The sequence below is a fragment of the Isoptericola halotolerans genome, from assembly GCF_045689585.1.
Taxonomy (GTDB): domain Bacteria; phylum Actinomycetota; class Actinomycetes; order Actinomycetales; family Cellulomonadaceae; genus Isoptericola; species Isoptericola halotolerans_B.
This window is the reverse complement of record NZ_CP140108.1, coordinates 3,665,524-3,687,620: the sequence shown is the minus strand read 5'-3', so window position 1 is coordinate 3,687,620 and position 22,097 is coordinate 3,665,524. Positions and strand designations below refer to the sequence as shown.

The following is a 22,097-nucleotide window of genomic DNA, read 5'->3' as shown; positions in this document are numbered from 1 at the left end:
TCGCCCCGGGATCAACCGTAGATCGCGTCGATCTCGTCGGCGAAGTCCTTGACGACGGCGGTCCGGCGGACCTTCATCGACGGTGTGAGGTGACCGCGGGACTCGGTCAGGTCGGAGTCCAGCACCCGGAACGCGTGGATCTGCTCGGCTCTCGAGACCGTCGAGTTCGCGTCGTCGACCGCTGACTGCAGCGCGGCGAGCACCTCCGGCTGGTGCCGCGCCGTGCGGGCGTCCGTCCGGGGCAGTCCCCGCGCCGCGAGCCAGCCGGCGAGCAGCTCGGCGTCCAGGGTGAGCAGCGCCGCGACGAACGGTCGGTCGTCACCCACCACGACCGCCTGGGACACCAGGGCGTGGGCGCGCACCCGGTCCTCGAGCGGTCCGGGAGCCACGTTCTTCCCGCCGGCCGTCACGATGATCTCCTTGGCGCGGCCGGTGAGCCTCAGGTGGCCGGACGCGTCGAGAGTCCCCAGGTCGCCCGTGCGGAACCAGTCCCCGTCGAATGTCTCCGCCGTGCGCGCGGGGTCGTTCGTGTATCCGCGCATGACGTGCGGTCCCCGGACCTGGACCTCTCCGCCAGGTGCGATCCGGATCTCCGTGCCGGGGAACGGCGGGCCGACCGTCCCGACGGTCATCGACCCCGGCAGGTTGACCGCCGGCGGGGCGGTCGTCTCGGTCAGACCGTAGCCCTCGAGGACGCTCACGCCCGCCCCCCGGAAGAAGTGTCCGAGCGGCTCGCCCAGCGGGGCGCCCCCGGAGATCGCGTGGCGCACCCGTCCGCCCATGGCGGCGCGCAGTCGGGCGAGGACGAGCCGGTCGGCGACCGCGTGCCGCAGCCGCAGCGCGAGACCCGGTCCGCCGTCGTCCAGGGCCCGCGACCACTCCGTCGCCACCTGCGCGCACCAGGCGAAGAGCCGGCCGCGCAGACCGCCGCCCGTCGACTGCTCGGCGGCGTGGTAGACCTTCTCGAAGACGCGTGGGACCGCGAGAAGGTAGGTCGGCCGGAACGAGCGCAGGTCCGGCACCAGGTTCTTCACGTCGCCCGAGTGCCCCACGACCGTGGTGCCCGCGATCGCTGCGACCTGGATGAGGCGGGCGAAGACGTGCGCGAGCGGCAGGAACAGCAGGGTCCGTGCGTCCCGGGCGGCGACGACGTCGGGCAGCGCCTGCTGGGCGTTGAGGGCCAGGTGGCAGAATGCCCGGTGCGTCAGCTCCGCGCCCTTGGGCCGGCCGGTCGATCCGGAGGTGTAGACGATCGTGGCGAGGTCGTCGGGGCCGACGGCGTCCCGCCGGGCGAGGAGGTCGCGGTTCGACACGCTGCGCCCGGCCGCGCGGAGCGTCGCCAGCGCCGTGTCCTGCCGGCCGCAGGCGCCGCCGTCGAGCACGAGGACCCGCTCGAGGTCGCCCAGGTCCGCGTCGACCTGCCCGACGGCGTCGGCGTGCGCGGGCGTCTCCACGACGGCGAGCCGCACCCGGGCGTCCGACAGGATCCAGTGCACCTGCTCGGGCGAGCTGGTCTCGTAGACGGGGACCGGGACGGCGCCGGCCGTCCAGATCGCGAAGTCGAGCAGCGTCCACTCGTACCGGGTGCGGCTCATGATCGCCACACGGTCGCCGGGACCCACGCCGAGGGCGACCAGGCCGCGCGCCACGGCGAGGACGTCCGCGTCGAACTCGTGGGCGGAGACGGGAGTCCAGGTGCGCCCGTCACGCCGCTCGAGGAGCGGTCCGTGGCCGGTCCGGTCGACCCGGTCGGCGAGCAGGGTGGTGATGCTGGTGCCCGCGGGTACCTCCACGAGGCTGGGCGTCGCGGCATGGTTCATCGAGAGTGGTCTCCGGCTACGGGCGGTGCGGCCCCGGGCGCGGAGCCTGCAGGACACTACACGGCGAAGGTCACATGCCGGTCACGGCCGCGGGCAGGGACCGGCGACCGTAGGATCGAGGCATGGCTCAGCCCTTCGACGAAGCACCCGTCCCCGAGACCGGCCGGGCCCTCCCGCCCGAGATCCTCGCGTTGCGCAGCACGATCGACAACATCGATGCGGCGCTGGTGCACCTGCTGGCCGAGAGGTTCCGGGCGACCGAGCGGGTGGGCGAGCTCAAGGCCACGGACGGTCTCCCGCCGGCCGACCCGCAGCGGGACCGCCAGCAGATCGAGCGGCTCAAGACCATCGCCGCCGGCGCGGGCCTCGACCCGCAGTTCGCCGAGGAGTTCCGTCATTTCATCGTCTCGGAGGTCATCCGCCACCACGAGCGCATCGCCGCCGAGCACGAGGCCGGGCGTCGCGCGGGGAACGCGCCCCCGCTCGACACCTACAGTTGAAGGGGTCCGAGGTAGCAGATCCGAGGTGGCGCACTGCGGGGATTCGTCGCACGCTGGGAGGCACAGTCGACCGACGCGAGGGAGACCCTGCATGACGATCGAATGGATCAAGCCCCTGGTCGGCCACCCCGGCCCGTTCGCCACCGTCTATCTGGACGCGACGCGATCGGTCGAGGCCGGCGACCGGGACGTGGCGAACCGCTGGCGGGCGATGCGCAAGAACCTGTCGAAGCAGGGCGCACCGGACCCCGTCCTGGCCGAGCTCGACGAGGCGGTCGGCCGCCCCACCCGGGTCCGGGGACCCCACGGACGGGTGCTCATCGCGGACGCCGGCGGGGTGCTCGTCGACCGGGTGCTGCGCGAACCGCCCTCGGTCATGGCCGCCGTCTGGCACCGCGTGCCCTCGTTGCTCCAGGCGGCCCGCTCCGCCGACGAGGCGGTGGACGCCCTCTGCGTCGCGGTGGACCGCCAGGGCGCGGACTTCTTCCCGGTCGGCACCGATGGTGCCCGCACCGGTGAGCCCGACACGTTCGAGGGTGGGCACGACGAGCTGTCCAAGACGTCGAGCACGTCGACGAAGCGCGCCACCATCGAGTCGCGGGCGGAGGACTCCTGGCGCCGCAACGCCGAGGCGGTCGCCGGCGAGATCGACCGGAGGGTCGCCTCCCAGCGTCCCGAGGTCGTGCTGCTCACCGGCGACGTCCGGGCCGTCAACCTGGTCCGCGGCGAGCTCGGCCAGCAGGCGACCGAGGTGACCGTCGAGGTCGCCGGGGGAGGGCGTGACGCCGGGGTGCACCAGGAGGCGTTCGCCGAGGCCGTGGCCGACGCCCTCGACTCGTTCCGCGCCCGGCGCAGCGAGCAGGTGCTCGCAGAGCTGCGCGAAGGGCTCGGGCGGGACAGCGGCGCCGTCGCCGGTGTCGAGGACGTCGTCGCCGTGCTGTCACGTGGCCAGGTCAAGCACCTCGTGCTGTCCGAGCAGCTGGCGGACGACGCGGCGCGCGCCCTGCGGTCGTGGACCGACGGCGCCGAGAACGGCCCGGACGCCGGCTCGCTGCTGAACGGCCGACAGCTCTGGATCGGCCCGGACCCGCTCCACATCGGCGTCGCCAGGGCTCAGCTCGAGGGGCTGGGGGTCAACGAGGGCCTGGAGGAGCTACCCGTGGCCTCGGCCCTGATGCGAGCGGCGGTCGGCCAGGACTCCGGACTGGTCTTCGCCCCGCAGGGGTCGGTGGAGCTGATGGACGGGGTCGGCGCGACGCTCCGGTGGGAGGACGACGGCACCCCGCACGAGTCGGCCGCCTCGATGAGCGGTGACGGGGGACGGCTGCGGGCCCTGTAGGTCCGGTGAGCCCCGGGGGAGGCCGTCCGGCGCACGATCGCGTTCACGGGCGCTGGGCGCCCTGCACTTCGCGTCTGACGTTCGTGCGCCGGACGGCCTCCCCCGGGCCGTGCGACCTGCGCTCTCAGCCGCGCGGCTTCTTGGCCGGCGGCTCGCCGAGCTCGTGACGCAGGACGACGATCCCGCCCTGCACGTCCGGGTCGCCCTGGCCCGCGGTCGCCTCGACCAGCTCGAGATCGCCGGTGGCGCGGCCGGCACCGCGGACGTCGTCGATCGCCGCCCGTACCCCGGGCAGGAGCCCGGCGGGTACCGCGACCGTCGCGGACAGGATCGGCGTCTTCATGGAGACCTTCGCCGCGGACTTCAGCTTGCGCAGCGAGGCGAGCGCATGCCCGGCCGCGGTGAGGTCCAGCGCGTCCGCGCCGTCGGCCGCCGCCCGCAGCGGCTCCGCCGTCGGCCACTCGGCACGGTGCACGGACCCGGTGCGCCACCAGGACCAGACCTCCTCGGTGGCGAACGGGATGAACGGTGCCAGCAGGCGCAGCATCACGTCGAGGGCGATCGCCAGCGCGGTGCGTGCCGACACGGTCTCGGCCGAAAGGTCGTCCGCGGTGGCGCCCGCGCCGTAGGCGCGATCCTTGACGAGCTCGAGGTAGTCGTCGCAGAACGCCCAGAAGTACGACTCGGTGATCTCGAGCGCCCGCGTGTGGTCGTAGGCCTCCAGCGCAGCGGTGGCCTGGTCGACGACGTCGGCCAGGCCGGCGAGCATCGCGCGGTCGAGCGGGACCGTCACCGCGTCGGGGTCGAGGACGATCTCGCCCGCACCCGTCTCCGGGTCGACGCCGAAGGTGAGAGCGAACTTCGAGGCGTTGAGGACCTTGATCGCCAGCCGGCGACCGATCTTCATCTGCCCCACCTCGAAGGCCGCGTCGGTGCCCAGGCGCGCCGCGGCGGCCCAGTAGCGCACCGCGTCCGAGCCGTGCTCGACGAGCAGGTCCATCGGGGTGACGACGTTGCCCTTGGACTTGGACATCTTCTTGCGGTCCGGGTCGAGGATCCAGCCGCTGATCGCCGCGTTCTTCCAGGGCAGGACACCGCACTCCAGGTGCGAACGCACCACCGAGGAGAACAGCCAGGTACGGATGATGTCCTGGCCCTGCGGACGCAGGTCCATCGGATAGACGCGCGCGAACAGGTCGGCGTCACGTTCCCAGCCGGAGACGAGGAGCGGCGTCAGCGAGGAGGTCGCCCAGGTGTCCATGACGTCGGCGTCGCCGACGAAGCCGCCGGGCACACCGCGCTGGGACTCGTCGTAGCCTGCGGGTGCCTGCGACGTCGGGTCCACCGGAAGGTCGGCCTCGGTGGGCACGATCGGGTGGTCGTGGTCGATGCTGCCGTCCTCGTCCACGGGGTACCAGATCGGCACCGCCACGCCGAAGAACCGCTGCCGGGAGACGAGCCAGTCCCCGTTCAGCCCGCCGACCCAGTTCTCGTAGCGCACGCGCATGAAGTCGGGGTGGAAGTCGAGCTCCTTGCCGCGGGCGAGCAGCTCCGCCTTCAGGTCGCGCTCGTCCCAGTCCCGGCCGCCGTTGCGGATGTACCACTGGCGCGAGGTGACGATCTCGAGGGGCTTGTCGCCCTTCTCGTAGAAGTTCGTCATCCGCTGGGTGGCCTTCGGCTCGCCGTCCAGGTCGCCGGACTCGACGAGCGCCTCGACGACGGCCTTGCGGGCGCTGAAGGTGGTCTTGCCGGCGAGGCCCTCGGCGTAGAGCTCGGCACCAGGGCCCGCGGCGATCCACTCCGGCGTCTCGCGGTGCAGCCGGCCGTCGCGTCCGATGACGGACCGGGTCGGCAGCCGCAGCTCGCGCCACCACTGCACGTCGGTCAGGTCGCCGAACGTGCAGCACATCGCGATGCCGGCACCCTTGTCCATCGCGGCGGCCGGGTGTGCCAGCACCGGGATCTCCACGCCGAACAGCGGCGACGTCACCGTGGTGCCGAAGAGGTCCTGGTAGCGCTCGTCGTCCGGGTGGGCGATGAGGGCGACGACGGCGGGCAGCAGCTCCGGCCGGGTCGTCTCGATGTAGACGGGCTGGGCCGGTGCGCCCTCGGGACCGGCGCGGTGGAACGCCACGCGGTGGTAGTGGCCCGGGTGCTCGCGCGCCTCGAGCTCGGCCTGGGCGACCGCCGTCTGGAACGTCACGTCCCACAGGCCCGGCGCCTCGGCCTGGTAGGCCTCGCCGCGCTCGAGGTTGCGCAGGAACGCCCGCTGCGAGGCAGCACGTGACGTCGCGTCGATCGTCTGGTAGGTCTGCGACCAGTCGACGCTCAGTCCGAGCCGGCGCCACAGCTCCTCGAACTGACGCTCGTCGTCGGCGGTGAGGCGCTCGCAGAGCTCGATGAAGTTGCGGCGGCTGACCGGGACCTGGTCTGCGGGCTTGACGTTCTTGCCGTCGGTGCCCTCGTGCGGAGGCTGGAAGTCCTCGGTGTAGGGCAGGGAGGGGTCGCACCGCACACCGAAGTAGTTCTGGACGCGACGCTCGGTGGGCAGGCCGTTGTCGTCCCACCCCATGGGGTAGAAGACCTCCTTGCCACGCATGCGCCGGAAGCGGGCGACGACGTCGGTGTGGGTGTAGCTGAACACGTGACCGACGTGCAGGGAGCCGGAGACGGTGGGCGGCGGGGTGTCGATCGAGTAGACCTGCTCGCGGGTCGCAGCGCGGTCGAAGGCGAACGTGCCCTCCGCCGACCAGCGTTCGTCGAACTTCTGCTCGAGACCGTCGGTGCTGACCTTCTCGGGTACCTCCCGGACCACCGCGCGCACGACGTCGCCGGCCTGACCGGTTCCGGTGGTGGGTGCGGAGGTCTGTGCGAGGGCCGCGTCGGACTGCGCGCGGGCCCCGGTGCTCGGGAAGTCGCTCATGGTCAGCCATTGTCCCAGATCGTGCTCCGTCCTCGTCACGGATTCCGTAGCACGAAATCCTCTGACTATGATCAGAGGTATGGCCTCCCCTCCGTCCGCACCGGCCGGCCTTGACGCGCCCGACGTGCCGCAGCACGTCGAGGTGGTCCGCCGCTTCAACCGCAGCTACACCCAGCGCATCGGCGTGCTGGAGGAGTCGTTCCTCGGCCTCGGCATGCCGCTCGGCACGGCCCGGCTCCTCTACGAGATCGGCGTGGAGGCCGGCACCACCCGCGACCTGCGCGCCCGCCTCCAGCTCGACTCGGGCTACCTGAGTCGGCTGCTGCGGCGCCTGGAGTCCGACGCGCTGGTGTCCGTGGAGCCCGACCCGGACGACCGCCGTCGACGGCGCGTGCACCTCACCCCGGCCGGACGGCGGGCGTGGGACGAGCTCGAGCGACGCTCGGGCGAGCGCGCGCGCCGCCTGGTCGCACCGCTGACCGACCGTCAGCGGGCCCGGCTGGCGGCCGCGCTGGCCGAGGCCGACCTGCTGGTCCGTGCGGCCACCGTCCGGATCGAGCAGGTGGAACCGACGGACCCGGCTGCGCTCGCCGCCGTCCGGGCCTACGTCGACGAGCTCGACGAGCGGTTTCCCGGCGGCTTCGCGGTGGGGGACCTCGCCGCGGGCACGGAGGGGCTGCGGGCACCGGACGGCGCCTTCGTCGTCGCCACCAGCGACGGCGTCCCGGTCGCCTGCGGGGGAGTGCAACCGCTCGGCGGCGGCGCCGGCGAGATCAAGCGCACGTGGGTGCACCCGGAGTGGCGCGGCGCCGGCCTCGGCTCGCGGCTGCTGCGCCACCTGGAGGGCGTCGCGGGAGACCTGGGCCACACCACCGTGCGGCTCGACACGAACGGGACGCTGGCCGAGGCCGTCGCCATGTACGAGCGCGCCGGGTACCGCGCCGTCGAGCGGTACAACGACAACCCGCACGCCACGCACTTCTTCGCCAAGGATCTCCACGACCGGCCCCCGGGTGGTGAGGGATACGCTCGGACGCATGGCTTCTGATCTCACCGTCGGCTACGCCGCGATGCTCGAGCAGTTCCACCCCACCGAGGTCGTCGACCTCTCGGCCTACGCGGAGGAGCACGGCTTCTCCGGCGTCATGGCCGCCGACCACTTCCAGCCCTGGGTGCCGCAGCAGGGCCACGCGGCCTTCGTGTGGAACGTGCTGAGCGCGCTCGGCGAGCGCACGCGCGGCGATCTCGGCCCGGGGGTCACCGCTCCCACCTTCCGCTGGCACCCGGCCATGGTCGCGCAGGCCTCGGCGACGCTCGCCGCGATGTACCCCGGCCGGCACTGGCTGGGCCTCGGTTCGGGGGAGGCGCTCAACGAGCACGTGACCGCGGGCTACTGGCCCGAGGCGCCGGAGCGCATCAACCGGATGTTCGAGGCCATCGACATCATCAAGAAGCTCTTCGCCTCCGGGCTGGAGGGCAAGGACGTCAAGCACTCCGGCCAGTTCTACAAGATGGAGTCGACCCGGCTGTGGACCATGCCGGAGGTCGCCCCGGAGATCCTGGTCGCCACCGCCGGGCCCGTCACGGCCAAGCGCGCCGGCAAGCACGCCGACGGGCTCATCACGGTCGGCGCCCCGCTGGAGAAGATCGAGATGCTCTTCGGCCGGTTCGACTCGGGTGCGCGCGAGGTCGGCCGCGACCCCGAGCCGATGCCCAAGGTGCTGCAGGTGCACATGTCCTGGGCCGAGACGGACGAGGAGGCCATGACGAACGCCATGACCGAGTGGCCCAACGGCGGCATGAAGTTTCCCAAGGCGGACATCCGCTCACCGCACGACTTCGCCCAGATGGCCAAGCTGGTCCGTCCGGAGGACTTCGAGGGCCGCATGGTGGTCTCCGCCGACCCCGACAAGCACCGCGAGGCCATCCAGAAGTACGTCGACCTCGGGTTCGACCGCATCTACCTGCACAACGTGGGCCGCAACCAGCGCGAGTGGATCGAGACCTTCGGCCGCGAGGTGCTGCCGAAGCTCGTCCGGTGAACCGGCCGCAGTCCCCGGGCGGGCACGGCACCGTGCCGCTCGACGGCGCCCGCCTGACGCTCTGGGCGCCGGCCGGCCTGCGCGAGGTGCGCCCCGGCGACGACCTCGCGGTGCTGGTCGGCGACCTGCTGGCGAGCGATGCGGAACGCTCCGGCGACGCCCTGGCAGAGGGCGACGTCGTCGTCGTCACGTCCAAGATCGTCTCGAAGGCCGAGGGCCGGGTGGTCCGTGCCGACGACCGGGAGCAGGCGATCACCGACGAGACGGTGCGCGTCGTGGCCACCCGCGAGCGGCCCGCGGGCCTGCCGCCGTTGCGGATCGTCGAGAACCGGCTCGGGCTGGTGATGGCGGCCGCGGGCGTGGACGCCTCGAACACCCCCGAGGGGACCGTGCTGCTGCTGCCCCTCGACCCGGACGCGTCCGCGCGGGCGCTGCGCGCGGCGCTGCGTGAGCGGTTCGGGGTCGACCGCCTCGGCGTGGTCGTGACCGACACCGCCGGTCGCCCGTGGCGGGACGGGCTGACCGACATCGCGATCGGTGCGGCCGGCGTGACCGTCGTCGACGACCTGCGGGGCGGGGCCGACACCCACGGCAGGGAGCTGTCGGTCACCGTCGCCGCCGTCGCCGACGAGATCGCCGCGGCCTCCGAGCTGGTCCGTGGCAAGGCGAGCGGACGAGCCGTGGCGGTGGTGCGCGGCGTGGGACGGTACGTGCTGGCGGGGGACGGTCCGGCGGGCGACGGCGCGGGGGCACGCAGCCTCGTGCGCGGTGGACCCGACGACCTCTTCCGGGAGGGGACGGCCGAGGCGTACGCGCGCGGCCTCGCGGACGGTCGCGCCGGGGCGGCGCGGCAGGAAAACTGATGGCCGGACGGCGGCCCGGTCGCTAGCGTGAGCCGCATGCTGCCTGCGGAGTGGATCGAGCACCGGCGACCCGGCGACCGTGAGGTCGTCGGTTGGATCCGGCCCGACGGCGACGACTGGGTGGCCGTCTCGCTGCTGGGTCACGACCTGACCGGGCCGGTCGACTGGCTGGCCGCCGAGGAGGCGCTCGACGCGACCAGCCTGGCGTGGTTCGCCGACCCGTGGATGCTCGAGACCGAGGGCGGGCCGCTGCGCGTCCGGATCGTGGAGGTCACCCCCGACCAGGTCGTGGTGCAGACCGACGACTTCGGCGCGATCGACGCGCCGGTCGAGCGGCACGTGCTGCCGTGGCCGGCGCCGTCCCGCCTGCGCGCCCGACGCTCCGGCGACCCCGACGGCCGCGTCCTCGCCGGAGTGCAGGACGAGACGTCGTCCGAGTCGCACTAGGGCGGTTCAGACGGGGTCGAGGCGGGCGCGGAGCAGGCAGAACTCGTTGCCCTCGGGGTCGGCGAGGACGTGCCACGGCTCCTTGCCGGTCCGGCCGACGTCGGCCCGGCGCGCACCGATGCCCAGGAGGCGTTCGAGCTCGGCGTCCTGGTCGCGGTCGGTGGCGTTGACGTCGATGTGCAGCGGGAGCTTTCCACGCCTCGGGTCGTGGCAGTCGAGGACGAGCTCGCTGAGACGGCACGCCACGGTCCTTCTCCTCTCAGTCCGTGATGGCGGCAGGCGCTTCGACCGGGGTGGGCTCGCCGCCGGTGATCCGCACAAGCTCGTCGAACGTGGTCGGGAACACGGTGCGTGCGTGCCCGGCCGCGGCCCAGATCTCGTCGAAGGACGCCAGGGCCGTGTCGACGAGGGTCCGCACCGGAGTGGGGTGCCCCAGCGGCGCGACGCCGCCGATCACCTGGCCGGTCGCCCCCTTGACCAGCTCCTTCGACGCGCGCCCGACGTGGCCGCCGAGCCCTTCGCCGAGGAACGCGGTGTCCACGCGGTGCGCGCCGGAGGTCAGGACGAGCAGCGGGTCACCGTCCAGGGTGAACACCAGCGAGTTCGCGATCGCGCCGACGTCGACCCCCAGCGCCCGGGCGGCGGCCGAGGCCGTGGTGACCGCGTCGTCGAACCACCGGATGCCGTCGGCGGCGGACGCGGCGTCGGCGGCGAGGAGGGCGGCCCGGACCTGGTCGACCGCGGAGTGGGACGTCGGGAGGCTCATGCCGTCGCAGCGTAGCGGCCACCATCGACGGGCGCACCGGCCCGCGCCGTCCCGCGTGCTGACGTCGCCGGTGTGGGTGGCAGGCGCTACGGTCGCGGAGGAGATCCGGGCGCCACCGCCCGGCGAGGGAGGAACCACGGATGACCCAGCACGTCACGAGCGTGACCGGTGATCGCATCGGCTTCGACCGCTACGGCGAGGGCGGCCCCGCCGTCGTGTTCGTCGCCGGCGCCGGCCCGTTCCGTCCGGTCGACCCCGTCACCGACCGGACGGCGAGGCTCTGCGCCGAGCACGGGCTCACGGCGGTCGTCCTCGACCGTCTCGGCCGCGGGGTCAGCCCCGCCGACGGCGTGCTCGACCTCGACCGTGAGCTGCACGCGCTGTCCGCGGTGATCGACGCGGCCGGGCCGCCCGCCGTGCTGGTCGGGCACTCGTCCGGCGCCGCGCTCGCCCTGTGCGCCGCGGACGCGGAGCTGCCGGTCGCCGGTCTGCTGCTGTGGGAGGCGCCGCTCGCCGCCCCGGCGGACGACGTCGCCAGGTGGATCACCGAGTTCGAGCGCCGCCTCGACGCCGAGGACTACGTCGGCGCCACGGAGCAGTTCATGAAGGACATGCCCCCCGAGTGGCTCGAGGGCATGCGCGCCTCGCCCGACTTCGACAACCTGGCGCGGGCCTCGGCCAGCCAGCGCGCGGACGGTCAGGCGTTGGTCCGGGCGACGGACCTCGTGGAGACCGAACGCCTGCGGGAGCTCGCCATCCCCGTCCTGGCCACCTACGGGTCCCAGACCTTCGCGGAGATGCCGGTGGCGGCCGAGCGGATCGCCGGAGCCGTCACGCGCGGGGCGGTGGAGGAAGTTCCCGGCGCCGAGCACTCGTGGGACCCCGACGCGATGGCTCAGCGGATCGTGCGCTTCGTGCGCGACGACGCCTGACGACGGCCGACTACCCCGCGGTGTCCCGCTCGGGCACGGTGTCCCGCGTGCCGGGAGCGGCCGAGGGGTCGTCGTCCGCCTCCGCGGACGAGGGGCGCTCTGCGCCGCCGGTCGGCACACCGCTGCCCGGTACGTCGTCGGTCACGTCGTCGCCGGAGAGCCAGCGCAGCCAGTTGTTCCGCGGGTCGCCCTCCAGGACGAGCGCTCGCACCAGCAGCGTCAGCGGGATGGCCAGGATCGCGCCGAGCGGACCGATGACGAACGTCCAGAACACCACCGAGACGAAGCTCAGGGTGAGGGAGAGCGAGACGGCGTCGGAGACGAACTTCGGCTGGACGAAGACCTGCAGCACCACGTTGACCACGCAGTACACGGCGACGACGGCGAGCGCGAGCTGCCACCCGCCGACGACGAATCCCATGACCATCGGTGGAATGAGGCCGAGCACGAACCCGATGTTGGGCACGAAGTTGGTGACGAACGCGAGGATCGCCCAGATGGCGGCGCCCGGGACGTCGAGCAGCCAGAGCGCCACGCCGTCGATGACCGCGACGACCGCTCCGAACGTCGCGTTGACGACGTAGTAGCGACGCACGCCGGTGCTGAACCGCGTGGTGCGGTCGATCGCGTCGGAGCGCGTGGCACCGAAGTGCTGGGCCGCCGTGGAGTAGCGCGCGGCGTCGACGGCCATGAAGACCGCGTACGCCAGGACGAAGAAGAACGCGGTGCCGACGGTGACGACCGTCCCGCTGACGGTGCCGGCCACCGACAGGACGTTGGCCGGCTGCAGCCAGGCGGTCACCGTCTCGGTGATCTGGGTGTCTATGCCGGTCGCCGCGAGCTGCTCCTCGATCTCGGCGACCGAGTCGGCCAGCTGGGGGATGTAGCTCTGCACCAGCGCCGCGAAGCGGAACCCGGCCCAGACCAGCATCGCCAGGAGCGCGGCGAGGATGAGGTAGGCGACGAGGATGACCGCGGTGCTCGCCGCCCAGGTTGGCCACCCACGGGCCTCGAGCGGGAACCGCACCGGGTGGCAGATGATGACGATCACGACGGCGAGGAACAGCGGGGCGAGGACCCCGGCGGCGACATGGACCGCGGCCAGGACGACGGCTCCCGCGGCCAGGACGAGCAGCGTCCGCAGTGCTGGGGACAGCACGGGGACGGTCGGGCCGGCCGGGGCGCTGGGCGTCGAGGTCACGCTCCGACCCTAGCGGGCGGGGCGGCGACGGCGAGGCGAGCCGCGCCGTCGGGCCGGTGCTCCGGCGCGGGGATATGCTCCCAGGACGGTGTCGAGAGGGGTGGTGGCCGTGCGTGGCGAGGTGGTGCGGTACGACGCGATCAAGGGCTACGCCTTCGTCGCGGTGGACGGCCTGGACGACGACGTGTTCCTGCACGTCAACGACATCGACTTCGACAAGGCGCTGATGGCCGTGGGCACGGTCGTGGACGTCACCCATGAGATGGGCGACCGCGGGCCCCGGGCGCTCGGCGCCGAGCTCGTGAGCTCTCCCGTCGCCGACGCCGTGCAGGCGGCCCTCGGGTCGCGGCCCGACGACGGGCCGGTAGTGGGCACCGCCGGCCCCCGCGCGCACGACGGGTTCGCCGACGTGCTGTCGGCCGCCGAGCTGCGTGCCGAGCTCACCGAGCGTCTGCTCGCCGCGGCCGGGGACCTCACCGGACGGCAGGTCCTGGCCGTGCGCGCCGCCGTCGAGCAGATCGCACGGAACCACGGCTGGCTGGACGCCTGAGCCCGCGGGCTACATCCACTTCTTCCAGCGGAACACCCCGTACAGGCCGATGCTCACGGCAAGCATCAGTACGAGCGCGAACGGGTAGCCGAACGCCCAGTGCAGCTCGGGCATGGCATCGAAGTTCATGCCGTAGATCGCTCCGACGAGGGTCGGCGCGAAGAGGATGGCCGCCCAGCCGGAGATCTTCTTGACCTCGTCGCCCTGCTTGATCGACACCTCGGTGAGGTGCGTCATCTCCTCGTTCTGGCGCTGGGCCACCAGCGTGGCGTTGACCGTGAGGATGTCGCGCAGCGCGACACGGAACGTCTCGACGGACTCCGCGACCTCGATGAGGTGGTCGGCGACGTCGCGCAGGTACGCCTGCATCTCGTCGTCCACCCGGTACTTCTCGGCACCCTTGGCCAGCGACTGGCAGACGTTCTGCAGCGGTCGCACGGCGCGCTGGAAGTCGACGACCTCGCGGGACAGCTCGTAGATGCGTCGCGACACCTGCGCGTCGCCGGAGAAGACCTCGCCCTCGATCTGGTCGATGTCGTAGTCCAGCCCGGACACGACCGGCGCGTAGTCGTCGACGATGCGGTCCATGATCGCGTAGAGCACGGCCTCGGGGCCGCGGGCCAGCATCTGGGGCGTCGACTCCAGGCGTGCGCGGACGGCGGCCAGGTCGGGGGAGTCGCCGTGCCGCACCGTGACGACGAAGTCCGGCCCGATGAAGACGTGCAGCTCGGAGAACTCCACCTCCTCGACGGAGTCGAGGTAGCGCGCCGCGTGCAGGACGACGAACAGCGTGTCGCCGTACCTCTCGATCTTGGGACGCTGGTGCGCCTGGATCGCGTCCTCCACGGCCAGCGGGTGGAGGTCGAACTCCCGTGCCAACGCGGCCAGCTCGCGCTCGTCAGGACGCTCCAGCCCGATCCACGCCATGCCGCCCGGTGCCGAGCGCAGCGTCCGGAACGTGTCCGCGAGACGCGTGAACGAAGCGGTGCGATGTCCCTCGTCGTCGTACACCGCCGCGGCGACGATCGCCGAGCGCGGGCGGATCGGCGTCGGGGGCGACGGCTCGGGGCTGGGGGCCGGCGTCCCGCCGCGTCGCGGGCGCAGGGCACCGAGGACCTGACGGGGGCGTGCCGAACGAGGTGAGCTGAAGGCCATGAGGGACTCCCAGGCGTGCAGGAACGATGGTCTGCGTGCTGTGGATCCCGCGACTGAGGCGGTGTCGCGTCAGGGGACGCGATCGAACGGGGGACGACGGCGTCGTCCGGTGCGGGCACCGGACGGTGTCGAGCCGAGGTCAGTCGCGGCTCGGACTACTAGGAGGCTCGCTGCGAGTCATGCGCGATACCTCCTTCGTTCTCGGACGGTGCCTGCACCGCGTGCTCCGGGCCGCCGTCAGTCTACTCCGACCTGCCCGGACGTGCCGGGAGGCGCCTGGTGACCTGTCTCACGGCGGCGACGATCAGCGGAGGCGGACCGACAGGCAGGTCACGCAGCCCTCGAGCTTCTCGAGCTCGGACACGGGTGTGGTGAGGACCTCGAGACCTCGGGTGCGGAACAGCCCGGCCGTGCGCGGGGCGCTCGCGGACATCAGGACGGTGTCCTCGTCGAGCACGACGACGGCGTTGCCCTCGGGCTCCGGGACAGGGAGGAACCGTTCGAAGACCGTCGGGTCGTCCACCAGGGGAGGGTGCCCGACGACGGTGCCGTCCGGCAGGGCGGTCACGCCGCTCTTGAGATGCAGCACCCGGGTGACGGGGACCGCCACGACCTGCCACCCGCGGGGGGCGAGCAGCTCGCGCAGGGTGGCGACCCCGGCATCGTTCGTCCGCGAGCTGCGGCCCACGTAGACCGTCCGCCCGACCGTGAGGACGTCCCCGCCGTCGAGCGTCGCCGGTGCTTCGATCACGGCCGTGTCGAGCCCGAGACCCGTGACGACGGGAACCAGCGTGTCCAGCTCGCCGCGGCGCGACGGTGCCCCGGGCCGCGTGATGACGGCCAGGCGGTCGAAGACGACGACCCCGTCCTCGACGAACACGCCGTCCGGGTGCTCGTCGGCCGTAGCGGCCTCCGACACGGTCCAGCCGCGCTCGCGGAAGACGGCGACGTAGTCCTCCCACTGCCGACGGGCGAGCGCGGCATCGACGGGCACCCGGTCGAGGTGGGTCAGCTCGCCGTCGGCGAGGTGCGGGGACGGCGGGCGGACGATGAGTCGGGTCACGATCCGACCGTATGACCGTTTTGCCGATGTCGGTAGTTCGTGTCGAGGTCGGCAGTGCGCACTGCCGACCTCGGCACAAACTACCGACATCGGCAAAACGGGTGGCGAGGGGAGGGTGGTCAGCGGCGGGGGTCCAGCACGGTCATACCGCTCCGCGGCTCGTCCCGCATCGACGGCAGGAGCCTCGCGGCCTCGTCCAGCCCGACGACCCGGCCCACCAGGTCCTGCGGCCGCAGGGAACCGTCCGCCACGAGCGCCAGCATCTCGGGGTAGTCGGCCGCGGCCATGCCGTGGGAGCCGAGCAGGTCCAGCTCGTAGGCGATGACACGGTCCATCGGCACCCGGGGATGCCCACCTGCCCCGCCTGTCTCACCGGCCCCCGCCGCGGCGGGCATCAGCCCGACCTGCACGTGCCGGCCCCGGCGACGCAGCCCGTGCACCGAGACGGCGCAGGTCGCCTCCGAGCCGGCAGCGTCGATCCCGACGTGCGTGCCGCCGTCGGACGCCGCCAGCACCTGCGCCGCCACGTCGGTGGTGCCGTCGGCGAGCACGGTGTGCTCCGCCCCGGCGTCGCGCGCGGCGCGCAGGGCGTCGGCGCTGCGGTCGACGGCGACGACCCGGGCGCCGTGGGCGGCCGCCACCATCACGGCGCTCAGTCCGACCCCGCCGGCACCGACGACGGCGACCAGCTCGCCGGGCCGCACCCGCGCACGGTGCACGACGGCGCGGTATGCCGTGGCGAAGCGGCAGCCGAGGCTCGCCGCCGCGACGGCGGTGACGTCTTCGGGCAGCGCCACCAGGTTGTGGTCCGCCGCGTGCAGCACGACCTGTTCGGCGTAGGAGCCGTGGTGCGTGAAGCCCGGCTGGGTCTGGTCCGGGCAGACCTGCGACTCCCCGGCGCGGCACCAGGAGCACCGTCCGCAGCCGCCGACGAACGGTGCGGTGACCCGGTCGCCCACCCGCCAGCGCCCGACGCCGGTGCCCACCGCCGCCACGGTGCCCGCCAGCTCGTGACCGGGGACGTGGGGGAAGGTGGTGATGTCCGGGTCGTGGCCCGCCCAGGCGTGCCAGTCGGACAGGCACAGACCGGTCGCGTGCACCTGGACGACCACCCCGCCGTCGGGCGCCGACGGCGGAGGCAGCTCACGGACGGTGAGCGGACCGCCGAAGCGGTCGAAGGTGAGGGCGCGCACGCTCACGCCTCGGCGATGCGCCGGATCGCTGCCAACGTCGCGGGGATGCCCTCGTGGGCCATCGCCGTGCGCGCCTCGATCTGGGCGTCGGCGTCGTCGCCGTACCGCTGGACGAACGCCGCCTGGCCCTCCGGGGTGAACTCCCAGGACTCGGTGAGCACCGTCGCCTCGCCGTCCCGTGCGGGCTCCAGCGTGTACGCCCAGCGCACGAACCCCTGGCCGACCACCCAGGCGAACTCCCGGCCCGGGTCGGCCACGACGACCTGCGACCGGGTCTCCCACGTGCGGTCCGCGGTCTCGTTGCGGCCGGTGAAGTGCGCGCCGATCCGCGGCGACACGTCCGGTGCGGGCGCGTCCGCCTCGTCCCACCAGCACGCCTTGCAGACGGGGGACCACTCCCCGGTGCGGGTCACGTCCGAGACGAGGGCGTAGACCTCGACCGGGGGCGCGGCGATCGTGATCGAGGCGGAGTGGGTGCGTGCGTCAGCCATCCCGCGATGATGGCACGTCCAGGCCGGCGCCCGTCACGGACGTCGAGCGGGTGGGGCCGACGGGGTCGGTGTGGCCGGGTCGCACACCTCCGAGCTGGTGCTGGTGGCGACGACCGTCGTGCTCTGACGGGTCGGGAGATCTCCCGACCGACAGCAGGCCGTCGTCCGACGTTCACCCGGTCGGGTCCTGGAGTTCGCCCACGGCGGGCAACGTGCGGGGCAACGCTCCCGAGCCGAAGGTGCCTTGTCGCATGCCGTCGTCCCGCCAGCTCCCCGTCCGCCTGACGTCCGCCCTGACCGCAGCGGCCCTCGCCACCGGGGCGCTGGCCACCGCGGTCCCGGCCGCTGCCGCCCCCTCACCGGGTCCCTCCGCGGACCTGCCCTGGCCGCTGGTCGTCACCGAGATCGCCCCCGACAACAGCGGGCCCGACCACTTCGAGTTCTTCGAGGTCACCAACACCACCGACGAGCCCGTCGACCTCGCCGAGCACACGTTCACCTACGTCTTCACGAACGAGGGCTCCTCGGGCAGCGACCGCCCGCTGACGCTCGCCGAGGACACGGCGACCGTGCCCGCCGGTGGCAGCGCGGTGCTCTGGCTGCAGTACACGAGCTCCACGGTCGACAGCTTCGCCCGGTCCGACGACGACTTCCGTGCGGCGGTCGGCGCGGAGGCCGACGTCCCGCTCTTCCACGTCACGGGCCAGGCCGGGATGGCGAACAGCGCCGAGCGCGGGATCCGCGTCGACGACGCGAGCGGCGACACGGTGAGCTGGTCGGTGTACGACCGGGTCTCGACCGCTCCGGACGTCTCGACGCACTTCGCAGTGCCCGCCGAGCCCGAGGTCGCGGCGATGGTCGAGCTCTCGTCGGGGCCGCACACACCCGGCGTGGTCGACCCCGACCAGCTCACCCCGACGGAGCCCGAGCCGGATCCGGAGCCGAGCGTGCCCGAGCAGGGCGCGCCGCCGCCGTCGGACCCGGACCTGGACGCCCCGGAGCTCCTGGTCACGGAGGTGGCGCCGGACACGACCAACGTCGGCGGTGCCGACGGGTACGAGTTCATCGAGGTGTACAACGCCTCCGACGCCCCCGTGCCGTTCTCCGAGCACACGATCGACTACCTGTACCTCGACGGTTCCCACCTCGTCACCAACAGCGCGACGTGGTCGTCCGTCCCGCGCGACCCGGTGATCGAGCCGGGCCGCACGCTGGTGCTGTGGATCAAGAACGGGTCCAACGACGACCTGACGGCGGCGGACTTCAACGCGCACTTCGGCAGCCGCCTGACCGCGGGCGTCGACCTCGTCGAGATCCCCGCGGCCGGGATGGCCAACGGGGGACAGCGTGGCATCCAGGTGGTGTCCAACAGCGGACACGTCCTCTCCCGCGCGGACTACATGGACGACGATCAGACCGTGGCCGACCGGCCGATCCAGTACCGGTGGGACGAGGGCACGAACCAGACCCTGGTCGGTACCGGTCTCGCGACCCCGGGCTACGCGTCGCCGGACCAGGTGCCCGCCGGCCTCGTCGTGGTGCCCGAGGACGCCGCCGACCCGGTGATCAGCGACCTCACCGGCGACGGCGAGGCCGGTGGGGACCTGCCGCTGCGGTTCGACGTCACCGACGACCGCCGGGTGACCACCGTCGAGCTCACCCTCGCCACCGACGTCGGCGAGCCCAGCACCCGGAACCTGCGGTTCGGCGAGGAGGGCGCCTACGTCTACGACGTGCCGGCCGTGGACGTCTACGGCAAGGCCTGGGCCGAGTACACGCTCACGGCGTCCGACGGCGTGCGTACCAGTACGCTCGGACCGGTGCGCGTCGACCTGGCCGACGGCGAGCCCGACCCGGTACGGCTGGACGTGACCGACGGGCAGCACGTCGGCGGGCGGACGCGGGTGACGGCGACGACGGCGGGCGCCGCCGCCGCGCTGCGCCTGGCGGTCGACGGTGTCGAGGTCGCCGCGACGCCGTCGCTCGAGGCGCCCGCGATGTTCGCCTTCGAGGCCACGAGCACTGACGCGTTCTTCCGCAACGGCGTCAAGATCGACGACGAGGTGCTCACGGTGTTCGACGAGGGCTTCTACGAGCTCGTCGAGACCGTGGCGAGCGAGGTCCCGATCGACCGGGTCGTACCCGGCGAGAGCGTCACGCTCGGCATCTACGCGGGGACCAAGGCGTGGCCGGAGCCCGACCCGGACGAGAACAACGACGACTTCAGCGCCTACGACGTGCGCCTCGCGCTGCCCGACGGGCGCGTGCTGCTCCCCGTCGCGTGCGGCGGTGCGGGCGAGGACCAGGAGGAGACCGTCCGCGACTGCCCGGCGCCCGGCGCACGGATCGGCTTCTCCGACGCCGACCAGGTCTACTTCACGGCCACGTTCGACGTGCCGGACGACGCCTTCGACTCCCTGGCGCACGTGTGGGACACCACCGCGCTGCCCGACGGGGAGCACACGATCACCGCGACGGCAGGAGAGGAGACGGTGACGCGCACCGTCGTCGTGGACAACACGGCGCCCGAGGTCGCCACCGACCTGACGGACGGCGAGACGTACCGCGGCGAGATCGTGGTGGGCGCACGGGCCACCGACGCCGGCTCCGGTGTCGCGACGCTGACCGCCATCCTGGACGGCGAGGAGATCGAGCTGCCCTACTCGACCAGCTCGATCGCGCTGGAGGCCGGGGAGCACACGCTCGTGCTGGAGGCAGAGGACGAGGTGGGCAACACCACCACGCGGACGGTCGGCTTCAGCACCCCTGACGAGACGCCCGACGTCGCGCTGGGCGAGCCGGCGGACGGTGCCGTGGTCGATGCCGGCGACGTGGTGCTGTCCGCCACCCCGGACACCGCGACGGGCGACGTCGTCGACGTCGAGTTCCGTCGCGGCCTCACGTACGGCGCCGCCGACGCCGAGGTGAGCGCGTTCGCGGGCACGACCACCGATGCCTCCGCGACCGAGCGGGACGGCCGGACGGCGCTGACCGAGGAGGAGGCCGCGCGGACCGTGACCGCCGACGGGACGTCGAGCGAGATCAGCTCCGACAGCGAGCTGCCGTACCAGCTCTTCACGGTGGACGTGCCCGACGACGCCGGGACCGACGGGCAGGTCCGCGTCTCGTGGACGGGGTCGGCGAACGCGGACGCCAAGGTGCTGCTCTCGGTGCTGGACACGGCCGACGACTCCTGGGACGAGATCGACCGGCACGTCACCACCGACGGGGTCACCGAGCTCGAGCTGGGTGGGACCGTGCCGCTGGCCGACCACGTCCGCGACGGCGAGGTGACCGTGCTGGTTCAGCACTCGGAGGGCTTCGCGGGCACGGAGCGGTCGCCGCGCGAGGACGCGGCCGCGCCGTTCCACCCGGATGCCACCCCGCGTTCGGAGTACGACTTCACGATCGGCTGGGAGTCGGACACCCAGTACTACAACGACAACGAGGGGCAACCCACCGACGGCTCGGGCGGGGAGTGGTACTCGCACCAGGAAGCCATCCACGACTTCTTCCTGGACCGGCGTGACGAGCTGAACCTGCAGTACGTGGTCCACACCGGCGACGTCGTCGACGACTGGGACCAGGAGTACCAGTGGGCGAACGCCGACCCGTCGTACCGGATGCTCGACGAGGCCGGGCTGCCGTACGGGGTGCTGGCCGGCAACCACGACGTCGGTGGGGCGCTCGCGGACTACGGCCCGTTCTCCCGCCACTTCGGGGCGGACCGGTTCTCGGGCAACCCCTGGTACGGCGGCGACCACCAGGACAACCGCGGCCACTACGACCTGGTCAGCGTCGACGGCGTGGACCTGCTCCTGCTGTACATGGGCTGGGCGCCGGGTGACGAGCAGATCGACTGGATGAACGAGGTCATCGCGCAGTACCCGGAGCGCACGGTCTGGCTCAACCTGCACGAGTACATGCTCACCACCGGTGGCCTCGGCCCGGTCCCGCAGCAGATCCTCGACGAGGTCGTCGCGCCGAACTCCAACGTCGCCCTGGTCAGCTCGGGCCACTACCACGACGCCTACACCCGCACGGACGACTTCGACGACGACGGCGACGGGGTGGCGGACCGGACCGTCTACTCGATGCTGTTCGACTACCAGGGCCTCGCCGAGGGCGGGCTCGGCTACATGCGGCTGCTGCACTTCGACAACGATGGCGGCGAGGACGGGACCGGGCGGATCGTCGTGCGCACGTATTCGCCGTCCTTGGACGACTTCGACTCCGACGACGCGGCGCTCAACGACCCGTCCGGCATGCAGGACTTCGAGATCCCGTACGCCGCCCTCGGGCTGACCCCGACGACGAAGACGCTCGCGACGGACGCCCTGAGCTTCGACGTGCTGACCACCGAGTCGATCGACACGGTCACCGGCGTGGCGAGCGGTGAGACGGCGTCCGGGACGTGGTCCGGGGTGGAGCCCGGCGAGCACGGGTGGTTCGCCGAGGTCACCGGTCCCTTCGGCGGCGTCGTCGCCTCACCGGTGCGGACATTCACCGCGCGCGAGGTCGCGGGGCCGGTCGTCGAGCCGGGCACGCCCCGGGTGGTGGCCCCCGGTCGTGGCGGGCCTCGCGAGGGCAAGCCGCTGCGCGTCGACCCGGGGCGGTGGACGCCCGGCACCCAGCTGACCTTCGTGTGGCGGGCCGACGGCGAGGAGGTCGCCGCCGGCAAGCGGCGGACGTACAAGCCGGACGCCTCCGACGTCGGCAGGCGGATCACCGTCGAGGTGACCGGAACGAAGAAGGGGCACGAGCCGGCGACCGCGACGTCGCAGCCCACGGAGCCCGTGGCCGGCCGCTGAC

Annotated in this window: 17 protein-coding genes and 2 pseudogenes; 9 read left to right on the top strand and 10 right to left on the bottom strand. The window is 72.9% G+C overall.

Translation table 11 applies throughout. From position 1 onward, the window contains the following. Positions 1–11: 11 nt before the first annotated feature. Positions 12–1,820, bottom strand: a complete 1,809-nt coding sequence (locus UQW22_RS17335) for an AMP-dependent synthetase/ligase (RefSeq protein WP_407318413.1) — start codon at positions 1,818–1,820, stop codon at positions 12–14. A 122-nt stretch (positions 1,821–1,942) separates the two neighbouring features. On the opposite strand from UQW22_RS17335, the gene UQW22_RS17330 reads away from it, so the two are divergent. Both UQW22_RS17330 and UQW22_RS17325 read left to right on the top strand, forming a co-directional pair. Beyond that, complete coding sequence (locus UQW22_RS17330; protein ID WP_407318412.1) at positions 1,943–2,320, top strand: chorismate mutase; 378 nt, start codon at positions 1,943–1,945, stop codon at positions 2,318–2,320. Positions 2,321–2,411: 91 nt separating this feature from the next. Beyond that, positions 2,412–3,659: a hypothetical protein gene (locus tag UQW22_RS17325; RefSeq protein ID WP_407318410.1), complete on the top strand. Its 1,248-nt coding sequence runs from the start codon at positions 2,412–2,414 to the stop codon at positions 3,657–3,659. Between the two features lie 124 nt (positions 3,660–3,783). Here the strand turns inward: UQW22_RS17325 and valS are convergent, their stop codons facing one another. Beyond that, positions 3,784–6,582, bottom strand: a complete 2,799-nt coding sequence (gene valS / locus UQW22_RS17320; protein ID WP_407318409.1) for a valine--tRNA ligase — start codon at positions 6,580–6,582, stop codon at positions 3,784–3,786. Positions 6,583–6,661: 79 nt separating this feature from the next. On the opposite strand from valS, the gene UQW22_RS17315 reads away from it, so the two are divergent. From UQW22_RS17315 to UQW22_RS17300, 4 genes are read left to right on the top strand one after another with little or no spacing between them, the layout of a single operon-like run. Next, complete coding sequence (locus UQW22_RS17315) at positions 6,662–7,630, top strand: GNAT family N-acetyltransferase (RefSeq protein ID WP_407318407.1); 969 nt, start codon at positions 6,662–6,664, stop codon at positions 7,628–7,630. Further along, the gene (locus UQW22_RS17310; protein ID WP_407318406.1) at positions 7,620–8,624 is read left to right on the top strand and encodes a TIGR03557 family F420-dependent LLM class oxidoreductase; all 1,005 of its coding nucleotides are present in this window, start codon (positions 7,620–7,622) and stop codon (positions 8,622–8,624) included. The genes UQW22_RS17315 and UQW22_RS17310 overlap by 11 nt, the downstream gene beginning before the upstream one ends. Continuing rightward, a complete protein-coding gene (gene cofE, locus UQW22_RS17305; protein WP_407318405.1) occupies positions 8,621–9,487 on the top strand; it encodes a coenzyme F420-0:L-glutamate ligase in 867 nt (288 codons plus the stop codon). The genes UQW22_RS17310 and cofE overlap by 4 nt, the downstream gene beginning before the upstream one ends. 36 nt (positions 9,488–9,523) lie before the next feature. After that, positions 9,524–9,934, top strand: coding sequence for a hypothetical protein (locus UQW22_RS17300; protein ID WP_407318404.1), 411 nt, complete (start codon positions 9,524–9,526; stop codon positions 9,932–9,934). Positions 9,935–9,940: 6 nt separating this feature from the next. On the opposite strand, the gene UQW22_RS17295 is transcribed toward UQW22_RS17300, so the two are convergent. Together UQW22_RS17295 and UQW22_RS17290 are read right to left on the bottom strand one after the other, a co-directional pair. Continuing rightward, positions 9,941–10,180, bottom strand: a complete 240-nt coding sequence (locus UQW22_RS17295; protein WP_407318403.1) for a VOC family protein — start codon at positions 10,178–10,180, stop codon at positions 9,941–9,943. 13 nt (positions 10,181–10,193) lie between these two features. Beyond that, complete coding sequence (locus tag UQW22_RS17290) at positions 10,194–10,700, bottom strand: YbaK/EbsC family protein (RefSeq protein WP_407318402.1); 507 nt, start codon at positions 10,698–10,700, stop codon at positions 10,194–10,196. Between the two features lie 140 nt (positions 10,701–10,840). Here UQW22_RS17290 and UQW22_RS17285 point away from each other — a divergent pair, with 140 nt between their 5' ends. Beyond that, positions 10,841–11,632, top strand: coding sequence for an alpha/beta fold hydrolase (locus UQW22_RS17285; RefSeq protein ID WP_407318400.1), 792 nt, complete (start codon positions 10,841–10,843; stop codon positions 11,630–11,632). 10 nt (positions 11,633–11,642) lie between these two features. Here UQW22_RS17285 and UQW22_RS17280 read toward each other — a convergent pair whose 3' ends face one another. Beyond that, positions 11,643–12,833, bottom strand: coding sequence for an AI-2E family transporter (locus UQW22_RS17280; RefSeq protein ID WP_407318399.1), 1,191 nt, complete (start codon positions 12,831–12,833; stop codon positions 11,643–11,645). Between the two features lie 109 nt (positions 12,834–12,942). Between UQW22_RS17280 and UQW22_RS17275 the strand changes: the two genes are divergently transcribed. Then, positions 12,943–13,383, top strand: coding sequence for a cold-shock protein (locus UQW22_RS17275; protein ID WP_407318397.1), 441 nt, complete (start codon positions 12,943–12,945; stop codon positions 13,381–13,383). A 9-nt stretch (positions 13,384–13,392) separates the two neighbouring features. Here the strand turns inward: UQW22_RS17275 and corA are convergent, their stop codons facing one another. The 5 genes and pseudogenes from corA to UQW22_RS17250 all read right to left on the bottom strand — a co-directional run bounded on the left by corA (position 13,393) and on the right by UQW22_RS17250 (position 17,285). Beyond that, a complete protein-coding gene (gene corA, locus UQW22_RS17270; RefSeq protein ID WP_407318395.1) occupies positions 13,393–14,538 on the bottom strand; it encodes a magnesium/cobalt transporter CorA in 1,146 nt (381 codons plus the stop codon). Between the two features lie 304 nt (positions 14,539–14,842). Further along, positions 14,843–15,601, bottom strand: coding sequence for a dimethylargininase (gene ddaH, locus UQW22_RS17265; RefSeq protein WP_407318392.1), 759 nt, complete (start codon positions 15,599–15,601; stop codon positions 14,843–14,845). A 119-nt stretch (positions 15,602–15,720) separates the two neighbouring features. Continuing rightward, positions 15,721–16,323, bottom strand: a pseudogene (locus UQW22_RS17260) (zinc-binding dehydrogenase); the annotation flags it as partial. A 75-nt stretch (positions 16,324–16,398) separates the two neighbouring features. Continuing rightward, a pseudogene (locus tag UQW22_RS17255) lies at positions 16,399–16,713 on the bottom strand (alcohol dehydrogenase catalytic domain-containing protein); the annotation flags it as partial. An 83-nt stretch (positions 16,714–16,796) separates the two neighbouring features. Beyond that, positions 16,797–17,285 carry an SRPBCC family protein gene (locus tag UQW22_RS17250; RefSeq protein ID WP_407318390.1) on the bottom strand — a complete coding sequence of 163 codons (489 nt, stop codon included), beginning with the start codon at positions 17,283–17,285 and terminating at the stop codon, positions 16,797–16,799. A 251-nt stretch (positions 17,286–17,536) separates the two neighbouring features. Here UQW22_RS17250 and UQW22_RS17245 point away from each other — a divergent pair, with 251 nt between their 5' ends. Next, a complete protein-coding gene (locus UQW22_RS17245; RefSeq protein WP_407318389.1) occupies positions 17,537–22,096 on the top strand; it encodes a metallophosphoesterase in 4,560 nt (1,519 codons plus the stop codon). Position 22,097: the final 1 nt, after the last annotated feature.